This window comes from Brevundimonas olei (genome assembly GCF_037055245.1).
GTDB lineage: Bacteria > Pseudomonadota > Alphaproteobacteria > Caulobacterales > Caulobacteraceae > Brevundimonas > Brevundimonas olei.
The window spans coordinates 2,714,643-2,726,366 of sequence record NZ_CP146369.1 but is presented as its reverse complement, the minus strand read 5'-3'; the positions used below and the strand labels follow the sequence as shown (position 1 = coordinate 2,726,366).

Sequence of the window (11,724 nt, the reverse complement as noted above, 5' to 3'; positions counted from 1 at the left end):
CGTCAAGCGCCTCAGCGTTTGACGAAACGTCCTTCGGCCAGGTTGCGGGCCAAGCGGTCATAGGCGCGCTGGGCGTCGGTCCAGGTGGTGGAACCGCGCGCATCGGCCAGGGTCGGGGTGTAGTAGTCGAACTTGACCGGCTGGACCTCGCCCGAGGCCATGGTCACCGAGCCTTCCACCGCCGCGCCGCCGATCGACAGGCTGCGCATGCCGTCCAGACCGGGCTTGTCGCCCAGTTGCTGCATGGTCGGACGATTGGGCTTCAGGTCTGTGATGACCAGTTCCACGCGAGCGCCATCCAGGGCGTGACGATCCGTCAGCACGCGTTCGACGGTGCGGGTCAGGTCGCTGACCTGTTGCTGGACGTCGCGGTCGCCCAGTTCCTGGGCGGTCTTGGCGAAGTCGGGGCTGACCGTCACGACGACGGCCGAAGGCTGAGCTGCTGCGGCGCCGGAGATGGCGAGGGCGGCGGCGAGCGGCGCAAAGAAAGCAATACGACGCATATTCGGACTCCTGATTCCAGGCCCCCCTGGAACAGGGGACAAGATGGCGATGATTTTACGGTTCCGCTAGGGGCGAGGGCCAAAGTTCGCGCGAAATCGGTCTAGGCGGCGCGGCGATCGGCCGGCAGCCGGATGGACGCCTTCAGTCCGCCCAGGTCGCTGCGGCCCAGGGTGATGTCTCCGCCGTGGCTGCGCGCCACGTCGCGGGCCACGGCCAGACCCAGGCCCACCCCCTTGCGATTCTGGTTGCGCGAGGCGTCCAGGCGAGAGAAGGGACGGAAGGCCTCCTCGTGCATGTCGTCGGGGATGCCGGGGCCGTCGTCCTCGACCAGAATCTCAAGGCCGCCGGAGGGCAGGGGACGGGCCGACAGCCGCACCTTTTCACCGTGCGACGCGGCGTTGCCGACCAGGTTGTTGATCGCCCGACGAAAGGCCAGGGGCCGGGCCAGCATGTTCAGGTCGTCGGGCGCCTCGACCTCGGCCACGGCGCCCGAGCGGCGGGCGTCCTCGGCGGCGCGGCGCAGCATTTCCGGCACCGAGATCGTTTGAGCCGCCTCGCCCGCCTCGCCGCGCGCGAAGGCCAGGTATTCGTCGATCATGTGCTCCATCTCGTCCAGGTCGCCCTTCATCGCTTCGGCGCGTTTGAAGGGCGGGGCCAGGGCCAGTTCGAGCCGCAGACGGGTCAGGGGGGTGCGCAGGTCATGGCTGACGGAGGCCAGCAGGGCGGTGCGCTGGTCGATATGGCGCTGGATGCGCGACCGCATGTCCAGAAAGGCGCTGGCGGCGGCCCGCACCTCGCGCGCGCCGTGCGGCTTGAAGCGCGGCACGCTCTCGCCCCGGCCAAAGGCCTCGGCGGCGTGAGCCAGGCGCTCGATGGCGCGGACCTGGTTGCGGATGAACAGCACCGCCACGCCCAGCAGCAGGACGGTGGCGATCATCAGCCACAGGACGAAGATATGGGCCTGGGTCGCCACGGCGCGCTCGCGCGGGGCGATGATGCGCAGGACGCCGTCGGCTTCCTGCACGCGGATGTCGACATAGGCGGGATACCGGGTGGTGTCGAACCAGAAGGGCTGGTCCAGCCGCGAAGCCAGGGCCTTCTCCAGCGTCCGGTCGACCAGGCCCAGGGCCCCGCGTCGCTCCTCGTCGGGCAGGGAGGCGGCGGGCTGGAAGGCGATGGACAGTTGCATCGACCGTTCGGCGCGCTCGGAGATCAGCGCCAGGTTCCGGGCCGAGGGATCGTCCCGATAGCTCTCGGCCGCCCAGGCCACGTCGCCGGCCAGACCCTCGGACAGGCGCGCCGTCACCGCCTGCCAGTGGGCGTCGAAGAAGGCCCAGGTCACCGCCGCCTGCATGATCAGCACCGGCAGGACGATGATCAGCAGCGACCGGCCCCAGAGCGAGGTCGGCAGCCGACGCTTGATCCACCGCGTCCAGACGTTGAACGGCATCAGCCGCATGGAGGGCGTTCCGTTTCCTGTCGTCAGTCCGGCGCCAGCATATAGCCGACGCCGCGCACCGTCTGGAGATAGCGCGGATTCTTGGGGTCCGCCTCCAGCTTGCGGCGCAGGCGCGTCACCTGCACGTCCACGGCTCGGCCGGTGATGTCGGCCGTGTCCGGCGACAGGGTCATGCGCTCGACGGGCGAATGGGCGTGGATGGCCAGGGTCTTCAGCAACTGCGCCTCCGCCTCGGTCAGGCGCTGGGGTTCGCCGTCGCGCGTCAGCTCCAGCCGCTCCATGTCGAAGACGGCGGGGCCCATGCGGATCTCCTTGGGCGTCATCAGCTTGCCGCCGGTGCGGCGCAGGATGGCCTCGATCCGCAACGCCAGCTCACGCGGGTCGAAGGGTTTGGACATATAGTCGTCGGCGCCGCGCGACAGACCCTCGATCCGGTCGTCCGGGTCGCCCTTGGCCGTCAACAGCAGCACGGGCGTCTTGGACAGGGCCGCCTGGCTGCGGATCCAGGTCGTCAGGTCGAACCCGCTCTCGCCCGGCATCATTACGTCCAGCACGATCAGATCGAACTCGATCAGCTCGACCAGCCGACGCGCCGCGCCCGCGTGGGCGGCGCCGGTGACGCGATAGCCCTCGCGGCTCAGGAACTCCTTGAGCAGTTCGCGGATGCGGTCGTCGTCGTCGACGACCAGGACGTGCCGCCCGCTGCCGGCGGGGGCGACAGGGCCGGAGCGGCCGTTGGCGCGAGGCTCGATCATGCTCATTGCGACTCTCCTCGCGATGCGCCGTTGACGCTGGCGCGCGACAGGCGTCTAACCGATTTCGTTGCGCGGGAGACGTTCTTCAATGGCCTTCGTTCCTTTCGACGATCGTGACGGCTGGATCTGGTTTGACGGCGAGTTCGTCCCCTGGCGGGAGGCGAAAACGCACGTTCTGACCCATGGCCTTCACTACGGCTCGTCGGTGTTCGAGGGTGAGCGTATGTATGGCGGTGAAATCTTCAAGCTGACAGCCCATAGCCAGCGCCTGAAGCGTTCGGCCGAACTGCTCGACTTCGAGATTCCCTATAGCGTGGCCGAGATCGACGCCGCCTGCAAGGAAACCTGCGCGCGCAACGGCCTGATCGACTGCTATATCCGCCCTGTCGCCTATCTGGGCGCCGAGCAGCTGAGCGTTTCGGCCAGGAACAGCAAGGTCCACCTGGCCATCGCCGCCTGGGAATGGCCCAGCTATTTCGACCCCGAGGTCAAGAAGAAGGGCATCGCCCTGGAGTGGGCCAAATGGCGCCGCCCCGACCCGTCCACGGCGCCGTCCACGGCCAAGGCGGCGGGCCTCTACATGATCTGCACCATGTCCAAGACGGCCGCCGAGAAGCGCGGCTACGCCGACGCCCTGATGCTCGACTGGCGCGGCTATGTGGCCGAGGCGACCGGCGCCAACGTCTTCTTCGTCAAGGACGGCGCCCTGCACACGCCGCGCGTCGACCACATCCTGGACGGCATCACCCGCCAGACGGTGATCGAAATGGCCCAGGCGCGCGGGACCGAGGTCGTGGTGCGCGACATCCTGCCGGAAGAGCTGGCCGGCTTCTCCGAGTGCTTCCTGACCGGCTCGGCCGCCGAAGTCACCCCGGTGGGGCAGGTCGGCGACTATCGCTTCACGCCGGGCGAACTGTCGCTGGGTCTGATGGACGACTACGGCAAGCTGGTGCGCGGCCAGTTGTAAGGTTTCCCTCTCCCGGCGGGAGAGGGCTTGAGCCTCCAAGAGCCGAAGGCGATTGGCGCAGGCGAAAGGGTGAGGGGCTTGTCCTATCCGTCGGCGTGAGCCGTCGCGCGACGGCCTTTCGGCCGACTTCACTCGAGAACCCTCACCCTTTCGCGCCAGAACGATCGCTACGCTCTCGTGCGCTCAAGCCCTCTCCCGTCGGGAGAGGGTCTTTCCATTGCCCCTTGCCAGCCGGTCTCTCCTGGCGTTGATGCGCATTTGAGAAACCGGCTCCCATAGCGCCGGTCGCGGAGCCGCTTATTTCATGTTCAGCCTCCTGAACCTCCAGAGCCTGTTCGGGCTGGTCGTCATCGTCGCCCTCTGCTGGGCGATCTCAGAGAACCGCCGCGCTTTTCCGTGGCGGCTGGCGATCGGCGCCGTGCTGGTGCAGGCGGCTCTGGTGCTGGCGACCTTCGCCATCCCCGGCTCGCAGGTGGTGCTGGACGGCATCAACAATGCGGTGAAGGGGCTGGAGCTGGCGACCGAAGAGGGCACCAGGTTCGTCTTCGGCTTCCTGGCGGGCGGAGATCAGCCCTACGCCGTGGCCAATGAGGGCGCGCTGTTCACCTTCGCCTTCAACGTGCTGCCGCTGATCCTGGTGATCTCGGCCCTGTCGGCCCTGTTGTGGCACTGGAAGATCCTGAAGTGGATCACCCTCGGCTTCGGCTTCCTGTTTCAGCGGACCATGGGGCTGGGCGGCGCCTCGGCGCTGGCGGTGGCGGCCAACGTCTTCCTGGGCATGATCGAAAGCCCCATCGTCATCCGCGCCTATCTGGACAAGCTGACCCGTTCGGAAGTCTTCCTGATGATGGTGGTCGGCCTGGCCACCGTCGCCGGTTCGACCATGGTGGCCTATGCGACCATTCTGTCGCCGGTCCTGTCCAATGCCGCGGGGCACGTGCTGGTGGCCTCGATCGTCTCGGCGCCGGCCGGCGTCATGCTGGCCCGCGTCATCATCCCTGAAAAGCCCGGCGAGGGCGGAGCCGTGGCCGACTACAACTCGGCCCTGAAATACGACAGTTCCGTCGACGCCATCGTCAAGGGCACGTCCGACGGCCTGATGGTGGTGCTGAACATCTCGGCCGTGCTGATCGTCTTCGTGGCCCTGGTGGCCCTGGCCAACATTATCCTGGGCGGCTTCGTCATCGCCGGCGAACCGCTGACGGTCGAGCGCATCCTGGGCGTGCTGTTCGCGCCCGTGGCCTGGCTGACCGGCGTGGAATGGGCCGACGCCCACAAGGCGGGCTGGCTGCTGGGGGTCAAGCTGACCCTGACCGAGTTCGTCGCCTTCATCGAACTGGGCAAGGTTCCGGCCGCCGAGATGAGCGAGCGCACCCGGATGCTGATGACCTATGCCCTGTGCGGTTTCGCCAATATCGGCTCGGTCGGGATCACCGTCACCGGTCTGTCGGTGCTGATGCCCGAGCGGCGCGAAGAGGTGCTGGGGCTGGTGTGGAAGGCGCTGTTCGCCGGCTTCCTGGCGACCCTGATGACCGCCTGCATCGTCGGGGCCTTGCCCGCCGCCGTCTTCGCCTAGTAGCGTCGCGCAGGGCAGCCGAAGGGACCCTTTGATGAAGCTCTATGAAAGCCGCCGCGCGCCCAATCCGCGGCGCGTCCGCTGGGTCATGGCGGAAAAGGGCGTGACCGACGTCGAGCGGGTCGAGATCGAGCTTCTGGCGGGCGAGCACCGCACACCGGCCTATCGCGCCAAGTTCGGCGTGCCGCATGTCCCGGCGCTGGAGCTGGACGACGGGACCTGCCTGACCGAATCCATCGCCATCTGCCGCTATCTGGAGGCGCTGCACCCCGAGCCGAACCTGTTCGGCCGCGATCCGAAGGAGCAGGCCGTCATCGAGATGTGGATGCGGCGGTGCGAGATGTATCTGGCCAATCCGATGATGCTGAACGTGCGCTTCACCCATCCGGCCCTGGCCGCGCTGGAGGCGCCTCAGCCCCAGGTCGCCGAATACAACCGCCTGGGCGCCGAACGCTTCATGAAGACGCTGGATCGGCATCTGGCGGATCATGAGTTCATCGCCGCCGACCGCTTCACCATCGCCGATATCGTCGGGGCTGTGGGTCTGGATTTCGCCCGCCTGGTCAAATACCGGCCGCCCGAGGAGCTGACGCATCTGGCCCGCTGGCTGGAGGCCTGTCGCGCTCGTCCGGCGGCGGCGGCGGGGATGTGATCCGACCTTGCGCACTCTGACTGCGCCGGACCGCTGGCTGGCCCTGCTGCTGGCCGCTCTGGCGGGCTATGTCGACAGCCTGGGTTTCCTGCATCTGGGCGGGGTGTTCGTCTCCTTCATGAGCGGCAACATCACCCGTCTGGCCGTCAGCCTGGCCGAAGGGCGGTGGCTGGCGGCGGGCGCGGTTGGGGGCGTGCTCCTGCTGTTCATTCTGGGCGCCATGCTCGGCGCCCTCGTCGCGGGCGGGGAGGGCGCGCGCTCGCGCAGTCGGGTGCTGGCGCTGGAGGCGGCGCTGCTGGCCGGCGCCGCCCTGGCGGCCGGAGCCGGGCTCGCGCCCCTGGCGATCAGCCTGATGGTCCTGGCCATGGCGGTCGAGAACTCGGTCTTTCTGCGCGACGGCGAGGTCGGGGTCAGCCTGACCTATATGACCGGAACCCTGGTCAAGACGGGGCACGCCCTGGCCGCCGCCCTGCGCGGCGGCGATCCCTGGGCGTTCCGGCCCTATATGGCGCTCTGGGCGGGCCTGGCCGGGGGCGCGCTGATGGGGGCCGCGGTCTATGGCCGCCTGGGGCTGATCGCCCTGTGGCCGGCGGCCGCGCTCGCCATGGTTCTGGCGCTGAAGATGAGGTTCAACCGCGCGGCGTGAACTTCCGGATCACGCCGGAGAAGGTCATCAGCAGGCGCTCGCCGGTGACGATCTGGCCGCGCACGAAGATCAGGCTCTTGCCTGCCTTGGACACCTCGCCCGTCGCCTCGATCAGCTCGCCGACGTAGGCGCCGTCGATGAAGGTCGAATCCAGCTGCACCGTCACGCCCGAGGCGCCCTCCATTTCCTGATAGGCGATCTGGAACATGGCGATGTCGGCGAAGGTCATCAGGCAGCCGCCGTGCATCCGTCCGCCGAAATTCATGTGCTTCTGCTCGGCGCGGAAGGCGCAACGCATGGAGCCGTCGGGATCCGGCTTGCGATAGAAGGGGCCGACGGTGGAGTCGAAGGTGGCGCCGGAGACCTCATAGGTCTCCCACCCCGCGAACTCGCCTTCGGTGATGGTGATCTTGCCGACCATGCGATTACGCCTTCTTTCTGATCTCGCGCTGCCGCATATAGCGCGCATGAGCGATCCAATCGAAGCGGCCATTTTCGAAAAACTGGCCAAGGCCGATCCCAAGAACGTCGGCGGCAAGAGCATCGAACCGGCCGATGTGGCCAAGGAGCTGCAGCCCGAGCAGTGGCAGCGGATGCTGCCCAAGGTGAAGGCGACGGCGCTGGGCCTGATGCGTCAGGGCCGGCTGACCATCACCAAGAAGGGCAAGGCGGTCGATCCCAACAACTTCCGCGGCGTGATCCGTCTGCGCCTCCCGACCGAGGCCGAGACGGCCGCGGCCCTCGCGGCCCTGCCGCCGGTCGAAGCGTCGGATGACGACTTCGACTGATCCGGAAAACGGCCCGGAGACTGCGCTCGACGCGGTCCTGGCCGAAATCCGCGCCTGTCGGGCGTGTCTGGGCCTGTTGCCGCACACGCCGCGCCCGGTGGTCATGGTCGCGCCCGAAACCCGGCTGTTGATCTGCGGCCAGGCGCCGGGCCGGCGCGTGCATGAAAGCGGCCTGCCGTTCACCGATCCGTCCGGGGTTCGTCTGCGCGACTGGATGGGCGTGGACGAGGCGACCTTCTACGGCGACCCGCGCATCGGCGTCGCGGCCCAGGCCTTCTGTTTTCCCGGCACCGATCCGAAAGGCGGCGACTATCCCCCGCCGCGCCGCTGCGCCGAGTTGTGGCGGGCGCGCCTGCTGGCGGAACTGCCGAAGGTCGAGTTGACCCTGCTGGTCGGCGGTTATGCGCAGGCCTGGGCTCTCGGCGATCGAACCAAGGCGAACATGACCGAGACGGTCCGCGCCTGGCGCGACTATGCGCCCTCTGTCCTGCCCCTGCCCCATCCGTCCTGGCGCAACACGGCCTGGCTGAAGAAGAACCTCTGGTTCGAGGCCGAGGTTCTGCCCTACCTTCGTCGGCGGACAGCGGAGATATTGGCGTGACCTATCGCTTTTCCCTTCTCCCCTTGTGGGAGAAGGTGGCTCGCGGAGCGAGACGGATGAGGGGGCGGTCGGTCCCAGCCTCATCATCGACCGCCGCGTTTGCTGACACAGCCCCCTCATCCGAGCGCCTCCGGCGCCCACCTTCTCCCCCGAGGGGAGAAGGGCGATGGATCGCCGCCGCCCTTCTTTCTCTCGCCCTCGCCGCCTGCGCCACGCCTCACGTTCAGCCGCCGCTGACGCCGCCCAACGGGTTCAACGGGCCGCGCATCGAGGCGGGAACCCTGGGCCGCGGCGCCTTCGTGGTGCAGGACGGGGCGCGGCTGCCCTATCTGCGCTGGAGTCCGGAAGGTCAGGCGCCGTGGGCGGTCATCGTCGCCCTGCACGGCTTCAACGACCACTACGCCTCCTTCCGCTTCGCCGGGCCGTGGTGGGCGACGCGGGGCATCGAGACCTGGGCTTATGACCAGCGCGGCTTCGGCCTGGCCCCCAACCGGGGCGAGTTCGCGGCCGAAAGCCTGACCAGCCAGGACCTGCGCACCATCGTCGCCCTGGTCCGGGCCCAGCGGCCCAACGCCCTGATCGTGGTGGCGGGCGAAAGCATGGGCGGCTCCTCGACCATCGCCGCCTTCGGCTCCGACACACCGCCCGACGCCGATCGAGTGGTGCTGCTGGCCCCCGGCGTCTGGGGCTGGTCCAGCCAGAGCGCCTTCAACCGCGCAGGGCTATGGACCGCCGCTCGCCTGATGGGAGCCAAGCGGGTCGAGCCGCCGTCCTTCGCCGTGCGCGACATCCGCGCCTCGGACAATACGCTGGAGCTGATCCGCAACGGCCGCGATCCCCTGTCGATCCTGTCGACGCGGTTCGATTCCCTGTACGGCCTGGTCGATCTGATGGAGACGGCGACGCGTCGGTTGGGGAAGATCGAGACGCCGACCCTGCTGCTCTACGGCGCCCACGATCAGATCATCACCAAACGCCCCATGCGCCGCGCCCTGGAACAGGCGGGCGAGCGGCCGAACCTGACGACGGCCTACTACGCCGACGGCTGGCACATCCTGAACCGCGACCTTCAGGCCGAGACCGTCTTCGCCGACGTCGAAGCCTGGCTGCGCGATCCGGCCCGTCCGCTGCCGTCCGGCGCGCCGCCCGTGCTGCCGGCCCTGGCGGCCGATCCGAAGGCGCGCTGAGGTCTGAGCCGCCCGAATATTGAGCATATGATAACCGCGGTCGTCGTAACCGAGCGGGATGACCGTTTCTCGCCCCCATCTGCCCGCTCTCGATAGTCTGCGCGGACTGGCCGCCCTGGCCGTTTGCCTGATGCATGCGACGCCGCTGTTCGGGCTCAGCGCCCTGGCGCCGCACGCGTATGTGGCGGTGGACTTCTTCTTCGTGCTGAGCGGGTTTGTTCTCTATTATCGCTACGCCCATGTCCTGCTGCCCGGCGCGCAGCGGCCGATGGGCGCAGGAGCCTTCATGCTGCGGCGGATCGCTCGGCTCTATCCCCTCTATGTGCTGGCGACGCTGATGGGGTTCGCCCTGACGACCCTGTGGCTGGCGGCGAACGGAAATCTGGGCGCCGAGGCGGGCGCCTCGGTCTATGCGCTGATCAGCGGTCTGCTGATGATCCCGGCGGTGCTCGACACCTCGGGTCTGCACGACGCCCAGGTGCTGTTCCCCTATGTCGACCTCGGCTGGTCGATCTTCTGGGAAATGGTCATGTCCGTGCTCTTCGTTTTCTGGGCGAAGGCGGGGTTGCGGTTCCTGCTCGTGGTCGGAGCTGTCGCCTTCCTGGCGCTGGCGGCGGCGACCTGGTCGATGGGATCGGTGGACGGGGGGTGGCAATTGGCGAATTTCCATGTCGGAGGCCTGCGCGCCCTGACCGGCTTCTGCCTGGGCATGATGACGGCGCGCGTCTTCCTGGCGCGAGACAATGCGGCGAAGACGACCGCGCGCCCCCTGCTGGCCTGGGGCGCCTTGGCCCTGGTCGCGGCCGCAGCGGTCTATGTGGTGCTGGGGCGATCCTTCACAGTCCTCGGCGTCGAGTTGCTGCTCCTGGCCTGCGTCTTCCCGGCGGTCGTGTGGATGACGGCGGTCTCAGCTCCGCGCATTCTGAGCGTCGGTCCCGGCGTGGTGTTGGGCGGGGCCTCCTACTCCATCTACCTGCTGCACGGCTCCCTGCTGGAGGCGACCAGCGTGGTGCTGAAGCGAATCCCCTTCCTGGCGCCGTCGCCCCTGATCGGCCTGATCTGGCTGGCGGGGGTTCTGGTCGCCAGCTGGCTATGCTGGAAGCTGTTCGAGACTCCGGCGCGGCGGTGGGTGATGGCTCGGTTTGAACGTCCGAAACGACCCGCCCTGGCCGAAGGCTGAACGCAGGAAACACGGAAATCGGGGCCTGAAGCCGCAGTCGGCCCGGAACTGGCGGCGCCGGCACGGTGATGCTTGCCGTTTGTCGGAGGGGCGCGTATGTCCATGCGCACAAAAAATACCCCAGGAAAGGCCTGTCATGGGCATGACGCTGTTTGATTCTCCTTCTTTCTCGAACCATGAAGGCGTCCACGCCTTCTATGATGAGAAAACCGGCCTGAAGGCGATTGTTGCGGTGCACTCGACCGCGCGCGGTCCGGCCGTGGGCGGCACTCGCATGTGGAACTACGCCACCGCCGCCGAGGCGCTGGAAGACGTGCTGCGCCTGTCCAAGGGCATGAGCTACAAGAACGCCGTCGCGGACCTGGAGATGGGCGGCGGCAAGTCGGTTATCATCGGCGACAGCCGCACCCAGAAGTCGCCTGAGCTGTTCCATGCCTTCGGCCGCTATCTGAACGGCCTGGGCGGCCACTACTACGCCGCCGAAGACGTCGGCACCTCGGTCGAGGACATCGCCGAAGCGCGCAAGGTCACCGAATACGTCCTGGGCCTGAAGGACGGCCCGGAAGCCTCGGGCGACCCGAGCCCGGTCACGGCCGAGGGCGTGTTCCGCTCGAACCTGGTCGTGGCGCGGCGCCTATTCAAACAGGACGACATGACCGGCCTGACCGTCGCCATCCAGGGCGTGGGCCACGTCGGCGCCTATCTGGCCGAGAAGCTGCACAAGGCCGGCGCCAAGCTGATCATCACCGACGTCAACCAGGCCAACCTGGAGGCCGTCGCCGCCAGGACGGGCGCCGAGATCGTCGCCCCGGACGCCATCTATGACGTCGCCGCCGACATCTACGCCCCGTGCGCCCTGGGCGCGACGTTGAACCCGCAGACGCTGGACCGCCTCAAGGTCAAGGCCGTGTGCGGCGCCGCCAACAACCAGCTGGCCACCGCCGACATCGGCGACGAATTGTTCAAGCGCGGCATCCTGTATTCGCCGGACTACGTCATCAACGGCGGCGGCATCATCAACGTCGCCTCGGAAATGAACGCCCGCCAGACCGGCGGCGCCTATGACGCCTCGTGGGTCGAAGGCAAGCTGTCGCGCCTGATGGAGACGTTCGAGGAAATCCTCGAGCGTTCGGTCTCCGAGAACAAGCCGACCCACCTGATCGCCGACGCCATCGCCGAGGCTCGCATCAAGGCCGCGGCCGACAAGAAGGCCGAAGCCCAGAAGGTCTAAGGGTCTTCGACAAGACAGCCTGCCTTCCTTGAGGAGGCGGGCGGGCGCCGGGGGGCGCCGAAGGGGGTGCGGGGCGTGATGGTCCCGCAGCCCCTTTTTCTTTTGCGCGCGAGTTATCCCTCTCGCGTCGGGAGAGGGGGCTCCGGATTCCCATCTCTTTAACGCCTCTTAACGCCGC

13 protein-coding genes are annotated in these 11,724 nt (G+C 67.9%); 9 read left to right on the top strand and 4 right to left on the bottom strand.

Annotated features, from left to right (window positions below; all coding sequences use genetic code 11):
* Window positions 1-11 precede the first annotated feature (11 nt).
* The 3 genes from V8J38_RS13270 to V8J38_RS13260 form a co-directional block, all read right to left on the bottom strand.
* Window positions 12-503 (bottom strand): hypothetical protein, encoded by a 492-nt coding sequence (locus V8J38_RS13270; RefSeq protein WP_338576297.1) that lies wholly within the window; start codon window positions 501-503, stop codon window positions 12-14.
* 101 nt (window positions 504-604) lie between these two features.
* Complete coding sequence (locus tag V8J38_RS13265; RefSeq protein ID WP_312218026.1) at window positions 605-1,963, bottom strand: ATP-binding protein; 1,359 nt, start codon at window positions 1,961-1,963, stop codon at window positions 605-607.
* Between the two features lie 23 nt (window positions 1,964-1,986).
* Window positions 1,987-2,718, bottom strand: a complete 732-nt coding sequence (locus tag V8J38_RS13260) for a response regulator (RefSeq protein WP_291778434.1) — start codon at window positions 2,716-2,718, stop codon at window positions 1,987-1,989.
* An 88-nt stretch (window positions 2,719-2,806) separates the two neighbouring features.
* Here V8J38_RS13260 and V8J38_RS13255 point away from each other — a divergent pair, with 88 nt between their 5' ends.
* The 4 genes from V8J38_RS13255 to V8J38_RS13240 all read left to right on the top strand — a co-directional run bounded on the left by V8J38_RS13255 (window position 2,807) and on the right by V8J38_RS13240 (window position 6,559).
* A complete protein-coding gene (locus tag V8J38_RS13255) occupies window positions 2,807-3,685 on the top strand; it encodes a branched-chain amino acid aminotransferase (protein ID WP_338576294.1) in 879 nt (292 codons plus the stop codon).
* Window positions 3,686-3,989: 304 nt separating this feature from the next.
* The gene (locus tag V8J38_RS13250) at window positions 3,990-5,261 is read left to right on the top strand and encodes a NupC/NupG family nucleoside CNT transporter (RefSeq protein ID WP_338576292.1); all 1,272 of its coding nucleotides are present in this window, start codon (window positions 3,990-3,992) and stop codon (window positions 5,259-5,261) included.
* Between the two features lie 34 nt (window positions 5,262-5,295).
* Complete coding sequence (locus V8J38_RS13245; RefSeq protein ID WP_291778293.1) at window positions 5,296-5,913, top strand: glutathione S-transferase family protein; 618 nt, start codon at window positions 5,296-5,298, stop codon at window positions 5,911-5,913.
* A 7-nt stretch (window positions 5,914-5,920) separates the two neighbouring features.
* Complete coding sequence (locus tag V8J38_RS13240) at window positions 5,921-6,559, top strand: YoaK family protein (protein WP_338576289.1); 639 nt, start codon at window positions 5,921-5,923, stop codon at window positions 6,557-6,559.
* Here the strand turns inward: V8J38_RS13240 and V8J38_RS13235 are convergent.
* Window positions 6,543-6,980 carry a PaaI family thioesterase gene (locus V8J38_RS13235; protein ID WP_338576287.1) on the bottom strand — a complete coding sequence of 146 codons (438 nt, stop codon included), beginning with the start codon at window positions 6,978-6,980 and terminating at the stop codon, window positions 6,543-6,545. The two genes, V8J38_RS13240 and V8J38_RS13235, sit on opposite strands and share 17 nt — an antisense overlap.
* Before the next feature lie 46 nt (window positions 6,981-7,026).
* Between V8J38_RS13235 and V8J38_RS13230 the strand changes: the two genes are divergently transcribed.
* From V8J38_RS13230 to V8J38_RS13210, 5 genes are all read left to right on the top strand, one after another.
* Window positions 7,027-7,347 (top strand): DUF3253 domain-containing protein, encoded by a 321-nt coding sequence (locus tag V8J38_RS13230; protein ID WP_004370794.1) that lies wholly within the window; start codon window positions 7,027-7,029, stop codon window positions 7,345-7,347.
* Window positions 7,331-7,948 (top strand): uracil-DNA glycosylase family protein, encoded by a 618-nt coding sequence (locus V8J38_RS13225; protein ID WP_338576282.1) that lies wholly within the window; start codon window positions 7,331-7,333, stop codon window positions 7,946-7,948. Before V8J38_RS13230 ends, V8J38_RS13225 begins: the two co-directional genes overlap by 17 nt.
* A 299-nt stretch (window positions 7,949-8,247) precedes the next feature.
* Window positions 8,248-9,135, top strand: a complete 888-nt coding sequence (locus tag V8J38_RS13220; RefSeq protein WP_338576280.1) for an alpha/beta fold hydrolase — start codon at window positions 8,248-8,250, stop codon at window positions 9,133-9,135.
* 58 nt (window positions 9,136-9,193) lie between these two features.
* On the top strand, window positions 9,194-10,315 hold the full coding sequence (locus V8J38_RS13215) for an acyltransferase family protein (RefSeq protein WP_291778313.1): 1,122 nt from the start codon (window positions 9,194-9,196) through the stop codon (window positions 10,313-10,315).
* Window positions 10,316-10,457: 142 nt separating this feature from the next.
* Window positions 10,458-11,546 (top strand): Glu/Leu/Phe/Val family dehydrogenase, encoded by a 1,089-nt coding sequence (locus tag V8J38_RS13210; RefSeq protein ID WP_291778437.1) that lies wholly within the window; start codon window positions 10,458-10,460, stop codon window positions 11,544-11,546.
* Window positions 11,547-11,724: the final 178 nt, after the last annotated feature.

Bases quoted from the DNA above. Each gene is read 5' to 3' on its own strand.
- V8J38_RS13215 (WP_291778313.1), top strand. From the start codon at position 9,194: ATGACCGTTTCTCGCCCCCATCTGCCCGCTCTCGATAGTCTGCGCGGA.
- V8J38_RS13230 (WP_004370794.1), top strand. From the start codon at position 7,027: ATGAGCGATCCAATCGAAGCGGCCATTTTCGAAAAACTGGCCAAGGCC.
- V8J38_RS13245 (WP_291778293.1), top strand. From the start codon at position 5,296: ATGAAGCTCTATGAAAGCCGCCGCGCGCCCAATCCGCGGCGCGTCCGC.
- V8J38_RS13235 (WP_338576287.1), bottom strand. From the start codon at position 6,980: ATGGTCGGCAAGATCACCATCACCGAAGGCGAGTTCGCGGGGTGGGAG.
- V8J38_RS13265 (WP_312218026.1), bottom strand. From the start codon at position 1,963: ATGCGGCTGATGCCGTTCAACGTCTGGACGCGGTGGATCAAGCGTCGG.
- V8J38_RS13250 (WP_338576292.1), top strand. From the start codon at position 3,990: ATGTTCAGCCTCCTGAACCTCCAGAGCCTGTTCGGGCTGGTCGTCATC.
- V8J38_RS13255 (WP_338576294.1), top strand. From the start codon at position 2,807: ATGGCCTTCGTTCCTTTCGACGATCGTGACGGCTGGATCTGGTTTGAC.
- V8J38_RS13210 (WP_291778437.1), top strand. From the start codon at position 10,458: ATGACGCTGTTTGATTCTCCTTCTTTCTCGAACCATGAAGGCGTCCAC.
- V8J38_RS13260 (WP_291778434.1), bottom strand. From the start codon at position 2,718: ATGATCGAGCCTCGCGCCAACGGCCGCTCCGGCCCTGTCGCCCCCGCC.
- V8J38_RS13270 (WP_338576297.1), bottom strand. From the start codon at position 503: ATGCGTCGTATTGCTTTCTTTGCGCCGCTCGCCGCCGCCCTCGCCATC.
- V8J38_RS13225 (WP_338576282.1), top strand. From the start codon at position 7,331: ATGACGACTTCGACTGATCCGGAAAACGGCCCGGAGACTGCGCTCGAC.